1 protein-coding gene is annotated in these 667 nt (G+C 41.4%); it reads left to right on the forward strand.

Features of this window, described 5'->3' with window-relative positions; all coding sequences use genetic code 11:
• On the forward strand, positions 1-667 hold a 667-nt coding region (locus tag ACS8FD_RS21250; protein WP_439277328.1), incomplete at both ends, for a DNA methyltransferase.

The raw sequence follows: 667 nt of genomic DNA on the forward strand, positions 1-667 counted from the left end.
AGCGTATCAGTCAAATCAAAGTATTTGACCCAGCTTGCGGATCAGGCAACTTTTTGATCATTGCTTATAAAGAGTTACGCAAACTAGAAATTGATGTATTAAAGGCACAACGCGATTTACTAGGCTCGAAAGACAATCTGTTAGGTTTAGGCTTTGATAGTGTGGTCAGCTTGGATAATTTATACGGTATCGAGTACGACGACTTTGCTAGTCAAATAGCGCGTTTGTCACTTTGGCTCGCTGAACACCAAATGAATGTGCTATTCGAGCAAGAGTTCGGTGCCTCTCAGCCAATGCTGCCACTTAAAGACAGTGGGCATATTGTTTATGGCAATAGCTTGCGTATCGACTGGCAGGACGTCTGTCCGAATAATGGTAGTGATGAGATTTATATTATTGGAAATCCGCCGTTTGGGGGCACAACCAATAGAACTGATGAACAAGCTGAAGACATGAAAATTGTTTTTGGCAAAAAAACACTAAAGTATCTGGATTACGTTTCCTCATGGTTTTGGAAAGGTTCGCAATACATCGCTCACTCTAATGCTGAGCTTGCCTTGGTATCAACCAACTCGATTGCGCAAGGCGAACTAGTTGGCATGTTATTCCCTGATATTCTCGAATTAGGATTAAATATTAATTTCGCATACCAATCTTTTCCATGGCG

Source organism: Psychrobacter sp. 1U2 (assembly GCF_051847575.1).